Consider the following 10353-nt stretch of genomic DNA (forward strand, 5'->3'; position numbering starts at 1 on the left):
GTCGTCAGGTCAGCAGGCTGGGCGGACCTCGCGCTGGAAGCGGGGGCGCGGCGAGGCCACGACCGGGCGCCAGAGCGACAGGGGCAACTGGGGGGCTAGTGCGTGTGTAGGTGACGAACTCGACACGAGTTGCATCGAGCAGATTTGGCGCGGGCGCGCTGAGAGCCTGGCCGGCGAAGACGCAGGGACTATTGTGCGCCTCTTTGTCCGCCGCTCCTGGGTCTTTCTCCCCAGGCAGCGCATCGCCAGGCGCAATCACCATCGCCCCTTGCCCCGTACAGAGCACAAGGGAGAAAGGCAGATCGTTGATTGGCGCCGCCGTCATGAAGCCGGCGGGGATCAGTACCTTCAGGGCTATCGCGAGTGCGGCCAGCGTCAGGCAGACGCCGCGCAAGACTTGCGAGACGCCTAGATCCGACCAAGGCGCAGAGGTGCGCCTAACTGGTCGGTTCCTGATGGCCGAGGCGCGCATCAAGCCGTCCGGGCAGTGCTTCTGAACGCAAGGCGGATCAGAACATCCATGCCCAACACTACGATCAGCGAAGCCCCGACCAGCGGATAGATGATCGCGAGGGGCACGATCACGGCGGCCAAACCAATGTACGCGCCGCGTGTCAGCGGCCTCGGTGGAGCAGCCAGCCGCCCTTTCGGCCGACGTTTCCACCACATTACCAGCGCCGAAATCCCGAGCAGCCAGACGGCGATGCAGCCGGCCAGCATGACGAGCTTGTTGGCCAGTCCGTACTGCTGGCCCTGGTGAACGGCGATGCCCCATTCGATGGTCTTCGCGGCCGGGCCAAAGTCGTCATAGCCGATATCGGCAAGCAAGCGTCCGTTGGTCTGGTCCAGGTAGATCGTCCGGGTGTCCTGCACCCTGTCGGGCATGTAGGACGCGGACCAGGGCTTGCCGGGGGCTGCAGGGACCGACAGCGCGTAGGGGCGCTGGAGGCCCGCGGCATCGGCGCTCGCCACCGCCCCGTTCAGGTCGAGAACCCGGGCGTCAGCCATCGCGCCCATGTTATGGCCGGCGTGAATGTCGGTTTCCTGCAGGGCCCACGGGACTGCCGGCGGGGTCTTGTGATCCAGATGCGAGCCTGGGCCGCCGGGCGCGGCCGGGCGGCCCAGGCCGGCCTCTGTCGTCATCCTGCGGACTTCCTTGCCCCATACCGCCGACCACGGCATGCCGGTGGCCGCCAGGAACACGATGATCGCGCCGGCAAAGATGCCGGTGACCGCGTGCAGGTCGCGCCAGAACACCCGCCTTGCCGGAGCGCCGCGCACGGTAGTGACCCCGCCGGACTGGCCGCGAGGCCACCAGAGCACGACACCGGTCGCCACCATCACGATCGCCCAGCCGGCGACCACCTCGATGAGCAGGTTGAAGACTGGCCCGGCGATGTCGAGGCTGTGAAGCCGTTTGACCACCTCCATGATCCCGCCGTCGGCGATGGTCCCGAGCACGCTGGCGTCATGCGGGTTTACATAGACGGCCTGGCGGGAGCCGCTCGGCGTTTCCACCACGAGCTTGGCGGTGTTGGTTGGCCCGAGCGGAGTGACGAGTTGGACCAGCTTGCCGGGAGCGACGCTGAGCGCAGCATCGGCCCATGCCTGCGGCGTGGTCGAGGTTGCACCAGGCGGCACGTTGAGGAAACGCTTGTTGAGTGCCCCCTCGATCTCGGGCTTGAACAGATAGAGCCCGCCGGTCAGCGCCATCAGCATCAGCACCGGCATCACCAGCAGACCTGCGTAGAAGTGCCAGCGCCAGAAGGCGCGATAGAGACCGCTCGCGGCGGTCTCCGACGTGCGCACATCGGGGAGGGACATGGCCATCACCAATTATACCGCAGGCCGGCATAGACCGCGCGGCCGGCGCCAGGATTGAATATCTCGGCGTCAGGTGCGGCGACGCCGGCGATGGCCACGCTGGAGATGTAGCGCTCATCGGTCAGGTTGCGGCCTTCCAGATAGGCCGACCAACCCTGCTGCGTATCGAACCCGACCTTCAGGTTCAGCAGCGCGTAAGAGTCGATCGTGAGGCTGTTGGCGTTGTCGGCGAAGTAGTCGTCCGGCGACCACTCGACGCTCGGTCCGGCGTAGAATCCGCTCGGATGCCGGTAGAGCAGCTCAGCCTGCAGGATCTGCTTTGGAACGCCCGGCAGGCGGTTGTCGCCGAAACGCGCGTCGTCGTCGAACTTGAAGTCGTTGTAGGTGTAGGCGGCGTTGAACCAGACGCGGTCATCGTCGGTGAAGGTCGTTTTCAGGACCGGAATATTGAGCCCAGCTTCCAGGCCCTGGTGCACGGTCTGGCCGGCGTTCACGACGCTGCAGGCGCTGAACGGCGAAGTTGTCAGGCATTGCAGTTCGTTCTTGATCTCGGCGCGATAGATCGCGACGTCCCAGCTCGTCTCGCCGCGGGCGCCTCGCGTGCCCATCTCGAAAGTGGTGGCCGTCTGCGCCTTCAGGTTTGAGCTGGCGGGCGAGGCGAACGAGTTGGCGTCATAGGTCGGGACCTCGGCGCTACGCGAGATGTTGCCGAACACCTGCCAAGTGGGATCGACGTCCCAGACGACGCCGATCTTAGGGCTCCAAAGGTCGTAGGTGCGCGAACCCGACTGGGCGCCGTTCGACAGGAAGCGGTCGCGGCGATCACGCTCGGCATGGAGGAACTGCACGCCCGCCACCAGGGCCAAGTCCGGCCGCGCAAAGAACGAGTTCTCGGCGTAGGCTGAGATGTTCTGCGACTTGTCCACCATCGAGGCGGCGCGGGGGCCTTTGACTGCGCCCGTCAGATTGACGAACTGCTCAGTATCGATGGTGCCGTTATGCAGATTGGCGCCGACAATCAGGCGGTTGCGGAAGTCGCCGAACGAGCGGTCGTCGATCGCCCGCACAAAGCCGCCGTAGTCGTCCACCGTGAAGTCGAGCCACTGGTAGATCGGGTGCATGACGTGGCGATGGACGCCGAACAAGCCAAGTTCGACCGTGGTCTGATCGAAGCGGATGGTCGTCTTGTTGGACAGGCGCACGGAGTCGATGTTGCGCTGCTGATCCTGCCGCACCCACTCGGGGTTCGCCGCCGTCGGGTCGTTCAGCGCGCTGTCCTTGCTCACCTCGCCGGGGATGCGGCCGCGCCAGGTGTTGGCGTTGAGGTAGAAGCGAGTCTCGACGTTTGGGGCGACCTGATAGCCGACATTGCCGCTGAACCGCGCCAGCCGGCCGTTGCTGTGATCGCGATGTCCCTCTTCGCGTTGGGCCGAGGCGGTGACGAACCAATCGGTGGCCGCGCTTGATCCGCCGGTGCTGGCCTGGGTCCTGACAAAGCCGAAGCTGCCGGCGTCGATGCGGCTGTCGAACTCGGACGCGTCGCGGCCAGACGGGGTGACGAAGTTGATCGCGCCGCCGAGCGAACCGGCGCCATAGCGCATGGCGTTGGCCCCCTTGAACACTTCGACATAGCGCAAGGCGCTGGGATCGATCTCGAAGAGGTCGAACAGCCCATCGGCGGTATTGACCGGCACCCCGTCGAGGAAGGCGTTAACGCCCCGATTGCCGTAGTTGCGCGAAAGCCCCGACCCGCGGATCGACAGGCGCGCGTCGGGTCCCCAGCGGGACTGAACCACAACGCCCGGAACTTTGCCGAAGATGTCCTTGATCGTGCTCGCCGGACCATTCTTGAAGGCGGTGTCGGGGATGACTTCGACAGCCCCTGGGACGCGTTCGATGGCGGCGGTGGCCTGAGCGGTGTCGGGAACGGTTAGCGCGGAGCGGACGCCGGTGACGACGACGCGATCTACCGTGGTTGGCGCGGCCTCAGCGGCGGCAGGGGCCGATAGCGGGAGCGCAGCGCCAATCACGGCGCTGGAAGCGAGTAGGAGAGACTTCATAACGGGTCCTTCGACGCAACTTTGGCGTCGTGAGCTGAGCTGATGAGCGGACGGCCGGCTTCTCGGCGCCAGGCGCGAGCCGGTTCGGCCTGGCATTCGCGCCAGGAGGTCAGATCAGCTGAGCAGGAGGTCCGCGGGCGGGAAGCGGTGGGCCGGAAACGCCGCGCCCCGGAGAGACGGCCTGCGCGGGCGCGGGCGCCACGGCGGCATAGGCTGCAAACTCGGCGCGTCCGATATCGCCGGCCGCCGTCGCCTCCGCGCCAACGCCATGTCCAGCGAACACGCAGGGCGCGTCGTGCTTGGCCTGGCCGCCCTGGTCTTGGTCCCCATGCGGTGAAATCAGAGCGCCAGGTTCAACGCTGATCGCGCCTTGCGCCGTACAAAGCACGATGGGGATCGGCAGCTCATTTCGAGGCTGCGTAGAGACCATCATGCCGGCCGGAACCAGGACCTTCAGCGCGAGCGCCAGGGCCGCCAGCGTCAGGAAGACGTGGCGCCAAACATGTCCGGAGCTCGGCTTTCGGCTGGTCACGGGGCGCTGTTATCTGAAGCTGGCGCGGATGTCATGTGGCTCTGGCTCCGGCGCGCCGTCGTGAGGCCAAGTAATGTCGCCTATGGGCTCAAAGCGGTCCATGGATACGTCTAATCCCGGCATCAAACGCAGCGCCAGAGACTGTGACTGGGGTGGGCGCGTAGGCGAAGTTCAGGGAGTCCGCTTCGCGGCAACCCACCCGCGGAGTCGCCGCCATGGCCTTTCGCTATGTGAGGCGCCCGACCTTCACCAAGCGTAAAATGCGCAATTCCCCGCCGTGAGTTCAAGCCGCCAGCCTATTGAACTGAATGGCTTTCATCGCCGGTTGATTGTTCAGTCCGATTGCCGCTAGGCAGGGCGTCGTCGCCCAACCGAGGTCCGAATGCCGCTGACCACAAGCCGTTCCGCCGCGAACTCCAATTCCGTTACGGCTGCGTGGACCAGCATAGGCCTCGCTGCGGTTCTCGCATTTTTCGTGATCAGCGGGGCCGTCGCGTACGTCAACGTCCAGGTCCTGCGCGAAAACCAACAGAAAATTCTCCATTCGCACACCGTGCTCGTCGCGCTGGATAAGCTGATCTCGACGATGCAGGACGCCGAGACCGGACAGCGCGGCTATCTGCTGACCGGCAACGGCAGGTACCTTGAGCCCTACAGCGCGGCGGTGGCCGACGTCGGTTCGCGCCTTGACGCGGTGGCCTCGTTGACCGGCGACAATGCGGCTCAACAGACCAATATCGTTCAGCTAAAGCGTCACCTCGACGCCAAGCTCGGTGAGCTCGGGGAGACGATCGAGCTGCGCAGAAGCACGGGTGCCGAGGCTGCGCTCGCCCTGGTCAATTCTGATCGTGGCAAGTTTGAGATGGACGCGATCCGTTCGCAGGCCGACGTCCTGCGCCAGGAAGAACAGAGGTTGCGCCAAATCCGGATTGCCGAGATGGAGCGGGCCTTCGAAACGGCGCGGGCCAGCGGGGTTATTTCTGGCCTGCTTGGCGCGGCCCTGACGGTCTTAGTGTTCATCATGATCAGGAGGAGCACCAGAGTCCGGGCCCGTCAGCAATGGCTGCAAGCCGGCGAGGTCGGGCTTGGCAACGCCATGATGGGCGACAAGTCGGTCGAGCAGGTGGCCGACAGCATCCTGGCCTTCCTGGCGGACTATCTTGGCTTCCAGGCCGGCGCGCTTTTCAAGGGCGAGCGGGGCCACTATCGGCGTGTGGCGACACTTGGCGTGCCCGCCGACGCCGACATGCCGATGGGCTTTGCCTTAAAGGAAGGGCTGCTCGGCAAGGTCGCCGCCGAGGGCCGGGCGAGTATCATTCGCGATGTGCCCGAGGGCTACATGACCATCGGTTCGGCGCTTGGTTCCGACAAGCCCAGGCATCTGGTGATCGTTCCGGTTCGCGCCAACGACACGGTCAATGCGGTGATCGAACTGGGCTTCCTCCATTCGGTGGAGGATCGCGTTCTTGAGCTGTTGGACCAGACGGCCGGGTCGATCGGTATCGCGCTGCGCTCGGCGCGATACCGAACCCAGCTGCAGCACGCGTTGGAGGAAACCCAACGCCAGGCAGAGGAACTTCAGGTTCAGAGCGAAGAACTCCGCGTTTCCAACGAAGAGCTGGAGGAGCATAGCAAGGCCCTGAATGAGTCGCAGGTCCGACTTGAGCAGCAGCAGGTCGAACTGGAGCAGACAAACAGTCAGCTGGAGGAGCAGGCGCGTACGCTCGAAACCCAGCGCGACGACCTCGAACGTACGGGCGCCGCGGTTCAGCTAAAGGCCCGCGAGCTCGAACAGGCCAGCCAGTACAAGTCCGACTTCTTGGCGAACATGTCGCATGAACTGCGTACGCCGCTGAACTCGTTGTTAATTTTGTCGAAATTGCTCGGCGACAACCCAGACGGAAACCTCACGGCCGAACAGGTAAAGTACGCCCGAACCATTCGGGCTTCCGGCGACGATCTGCTCACCCTGATCAATGACATTCTCGACCTGTCGAAGATCGAGGCGGGTCATATTCAGATTCATCCCGAAGCTGTCTCGCTGCAGCGTCTGGCGAACGATATTCGTCAACTGTTTCAGCCGGTCGCCGATGACCGCAAGGTCGCGTTTGAAGTGGTCATCGCCGGCGACTGCCCGACAGCCATCGAAACCGATCGGCAACGCCTTGAGCAGGTTCTCAAGAACCTGCTCTCCAACGCCTTCAAGTTCACTGAATCGGGCAGCGTTCGCCTAGACATGGCGATGGTCGGCGAGGACCACTTGGCCCTGGCCGTCAAGGACACCGGCATCGGCATCTCGCCGGCGCAGCAGGAGAGTATCTTCGAGGCTTTCCGCCAGGCTGACGGGACCACGAGCCGCAAGTACGGCGGCACGGGTCTTGGCCTTTCCATCTCACGGGAGCTGGCCCGCCTGCTCGGCGGTGCGATCACGCTCCAGAGCAGCCCTGGTGAGGGCAGCACCTTCACTATTACGATCCCCCTGGCCTATGATCCGGCCCAGGTCGCGCCTCGGGATGCGGCTGTGGTGTCCCGTTCGAATGAGCCAGGGCCTGCGGCGGTCGAACCCGTCAAACTCCGGCGAGGCATGCGCGAGAAGCTTGAAGACGACCGCAACGTCCTCACTGATGCGCGCCGGCTGCTTCTGGTCATTGAAGACGACGAGGCCTTCGCCGCTATCGTCCGCGACCTGTCGCGGGAAATGGGCTTCCAGTGCATCCTCGCCGGTACGGCCGAGGAAGCTCTCAACCTGGCAAAGGAATTCAAGCCCAGCGCCGTCGTCCTTGATGTCGGCTTGCCCGATGAGTCAGGCCTGACGGTCCTGGATCGTCTGAAGCGCGATGATCAGACCCGCCACATACCTATCCACGTCGTCTCGGCCGCCGACCATAGCCAGACGGCGTTGTCGCTGGGCGCGGTGGGCTATCTCGTAAAGCCCGTCGAACGCGACGCGCTGGCTCAGTTGCTACAGACCCTTGAGGCGCGACTGACCACGACCATGCGCCGGGTGCTGATCGTCGAAGACGATGCGGTTCAGCGCGACGCTGTCGGACGACTGCTCGCGTCGCGCGATGTCCAGACGGTGGGCGTCGGCACCGCCGCTGAGTGCCTGGAAGAACTTCGGCGACAGACCTTCGACTGCATGGTGCTCGATCTCTCGCTGCCGGACGCCTCAGGCTTCTCGCTGCTTGAAACCCTGAGCCAGGGCGATCACGCCTATCCGCCGGTCATCGTCTACACCGGTCATGACCTCTCGGCCGATGACGAGCAGCAGCTCCGCCGTTACTCGAATTCGATCATCATCAAAGGCGCGAAATCGCCGGAACGCCTCCTCGATGAGGTGTCGCTCTTCCTGCACCAAGTGGTGGCGGAGCTGCCGCCTGAGCAGCAGAAGATGATCCAGAAGGCACGCAATCGAGACGCCGTCCTCGAGGGGCGCCGCATTCTCATTGTCGAGGACGACATTCGCAACGTGTACTCGCTGTCCAGCGTGCTTGAACCGCGCGGCGCTATCGTTCAGATCGCCAGAAACGGCCAGGAGGCGATAGAGGCCCTGCAAGGCCAGGACGCCTCGGGAACCATCGATCTGGTCCTAATGGACGTGATGATGCCCGTCATGGACGGCCTTGTCGCGACCCGGAAGATCCGCAGCGAGCCCCGGTGGGCGAAGTTGCCCATCGTCATGTTGACCGCCAAGGCGATGCCTGACGACCAGGAGCGGTGTATCGACGCTGGGGCAAACGACTACATGGCCAAACCCATCGATGTGGACAAGTTGCTTTCCCTTGTCCGGGTTTGGATGCCGCGGTGACGTCATTGCGCGACAGCGTTGAAGATATTGAGATTCCGCTCCTGCTGGAGGCGCTCTATCAGCGCTACCATTACGACTTTCGCCACTATGCAGGGGCCTCGATCAAGCGGCGCCTGCTCCAGGCGCGGGCGCAGCTTGGCTTCAGCTCCATCTCGGCCATGCAGGAAAGTCTCCTCCACAATCCGGACACCGTTCCGCGACTGCTCAATTACCTGACGGTGCAGGTAAGCGAGATGTTTCGGGACCCGTCCTATTATCGAGCGCTGCGGGAGAAGGTGCTACCTCATCTGAGGACCTATCCGTCGCTGAAAGTCTGGATCGCCGGCTGCAGTAATGGCGAAGAACTCTATTCGCTCGCGATCCTGTTTCGCGAAGAAGGTCTCGACCAGCGCACCCTGTTTTACGCCACCGATATAAATCCGGCAGCTCTGCAGGCGGCCGAGGCCGGCGTCTATCCGCTCGACCAGATTCAGAAGTTCACCGCGAACCATCAGAAGTCCGGGGCCAAGTCCTCGCTCTCGGACTATTATACCGCCGACTATGGGCGAGCGGTTTTTGACAAATCCTTGCGCAGCCGTGTCGTCTTGTCAGACCACAGCCTGGTGACCGACGCTGTGTTCGCCGAAATGCATCTCATCTCCTGTCGCAATGTCCTGATCTATTTTGATCGGGAACTGCAAGATCGTGCGCTCGGATTGTTCAAGGACTCGCTCGCACGCAAGGGATTCCTGGGACTGGGATCGAAGGAGAGCCTGAGGTTTTCGGCGCACGCCGCCTCGTTCTCCGAGTTCGTCGGCGAGGACAAGATCTATCAGAGGCATGAGCCATGACAGATCAGGCCACAAGGGCGGTGGTCATTGGTGCGTCGGCAGGCGGAGTCCAGGCGCTCCTGCAAATTCTACCGCTATTGCCCGCCAGCTATCCGCTTGCGGTCTTGATCGTCGTTCATGTCCCGCCTGATCGCGACAACGCTCTGGTCTCGCTCTTCCAGGCGCGATGCCAGATCGAGGTGCGAGAGGCCGAGGACAAGGAGCCAATGCTCCCCGGCGTGGTTTACTTTGCGCCGTCCGACTATCACCTGCTGGCCGAGAACGACGGCACGCTCTCGCTGTCTTCGGACGAGCTCGTAAACCATTCTCGTCCCTCGATCGACGTGTTGCTTGAGAGTTCGGCGGACGCCTTTGGCAGCGAGTTGGTCGGCGTCATCCTGACCGGAGCGAACGACGACGGGGCAAGGGGATTACAGGCGGTGGTGGAGGCGGGGGGCGTCGCCATCGTCGAGAATCCCGCTGAAGCGTACGCGTCAGCGATGCCTGCCGCATCGTTGCGCGCCGCACCTTCCGCACAAGTCATGAAGGTGGCCGCGATCGCATCCTATGTGTTGAGTTTGGGAACGTCATGATGCGTGAAAAGGAACCGATCAATTTCCTGCTGGTCGATGACCTTGAGGAAAACCTGCTGGCTCTGGAAGCGCTGTTGCAACGCGACGGGCTTGTGTGCCTCAAGGCTCGTTCGGGTGATGAGGCTCTCGAACTGCTGCTGGTTCATGACGTCGCCCTAGCGCTGCTGGATGTGCAGATGCCGGGCATGGATGGATTTCAGCTCGCTGAGTTCATGCGCGGCGCGTCGCGGGCCCGTCACATCCCGATCATCTTCGTCACGGCGGGAAGCGCCGATGCGCAGCGTAAATTCCGCGGCTACGAAGCGGGTGCGGTCGACTTTATCCAAAAGCCGATCGAAGCCGATATTCTTCGCAGCAAGGCTGACGTTTTCTTCGATCTGCACCAACAGCATCGGCAGATCCTGGCCCAGCGTGACGAACTGGCCGCCTTTGCGAATGCGCTGCGAACCGCTGATCGCCACAAGAATGCTTTTCTAGCGGTGCTCGGCCACGAACTACGCAATCCTGTCATGGCGCTCGGGGCGGGCCTGCACCTTCTGAAGCGCCGGGAAGACCCAAACCAAGTCTTGGAGATCCGCGCGCAGATGGATCGCCAGGTGCAGCACCTGGCGCGGCTGGTGGAAGATTTGCTCGATATCTCCCGCATTGATCAGGGAAAGCTCGCGCTCCGGAAAGAGAAGGTCGCGCTCCAGAGCGTGCTCGGCTTCGCTGTCGAGGCGAGCCAGCC

7 protein-coding genes are annotated in these 10353 nt (G+C 63.5%); 4 read left to right on the top strand and 3 right to left on the bottom strand.

The features are described 5' to 3' along the window. Positions 1 to 471: 471 nt before the first annotated feature. The 3 genes from Q7T84_RS08425 to Q7T84_RS08435 all read right to left on the bottom strand — a co-directional run bounded on the left by Q7T84_RS08425 (position 472) and on the right by Q7T84_RS08435 (position 4416). On the bottom strand, positions 472 to 1824 hold the full coding sequence (locus Q7T84_RS08425; protein WP_304807695.1) for a PepSY domain-containing protein: 1353 nt from the start codon (positions 1822 to 1824) through the stop codon (positions 472 to 474). Positions 1825 to 1829: 5 nt separating this feature from the next. Then, positions 1830 to 3884 carry a TonB-dependent receptor gene (locus Q7T84_RS08430; RefSeq protein WP_304807696.1) on the bottom strand — a complete coding sequence of 685 codons (2055 nt, stop codon included), beginning with the start codon at positions 3882 to 3884 and terminating at the stop codon, positions 1830 to 1832. 109 nt (positions 3885 to 3993) lie between these two features. Next, the gene (locus tag Q7T84_RS08435; RefSeq protein WP_304807698.1) at positions 3994 to 4416 is read right to left on the bottom strand and encodes a hypothetical protein; all 423 of its coding nucleotides are present in this window, start codon (positions 4414 to 4416) and stop codon (positions 3994 to 3996) included. Between the two features lie 382 nt (positions 4417 to 4798). Here Q7T84_RS08435 and Q7T84_RS08440 point away from each other — a divergent pair, with 382 nt between their 5' ends. From Q7T84_RS08440 to Q7T84_RS08455, 4 genes are all read left to right on the top strand, one after another. Then, entirely contained in the window at positions 4799 to 8224 is a 3426-nt protein-coding gene (locus Q7T84_RS08440) for a response regulator (protein ID WP_304807700.1), read from the top strand. A 5-nt stretch (positions 8225 to 8229) separates the two neighbouring features. Continuing rightward, the gene (locus Q7T84_RS08445; protein WP_304807706.1) at positions 8230 to 9054 is read left to right on the top strand and encodes a protein-glutamate O-methyltransferase CheR; all 825 of its coding nucleotides are present in this window, start codon (positions 8230 to 8232) and stop codon (positions 9052 to 9054) included. Beyond that, positions 9051 to 9626 (top strand): chemotaxis protein CheB, encoded by a 576-nt coding sequence (locus Q7T84_RS08450; RefSeq protein ID WP_304807702.1) that lies wholly within the window; start codon positions 9051 to 9053, stop codon positions 9624 to 9626. Before Q7T84_RS08445 ends, Q7T84_RS08450 begins: the two co-directional genes overlap by 4 nt. After that, a partial coding sequence (locus Q7T84_RS08455; protein WP_304807704.1) for a response regulator occupies positions 9623 to 10353 on the top strand: 731 nt, incomplete at its 3' end. The genes Q7T84_RS08450 and Q7T84_RS08455, both read left to right, overlap by 4 nt.

It is taken from the genome of Phenylobacterium sp. (assembly GCF_030654915.1).
Classification (GTDB): domain Bacteria; phylum Pseudomonadota; class Alphaproteobacteria; order Caulobacterales; family Caulobacteraceae; genus Phenylobacterium.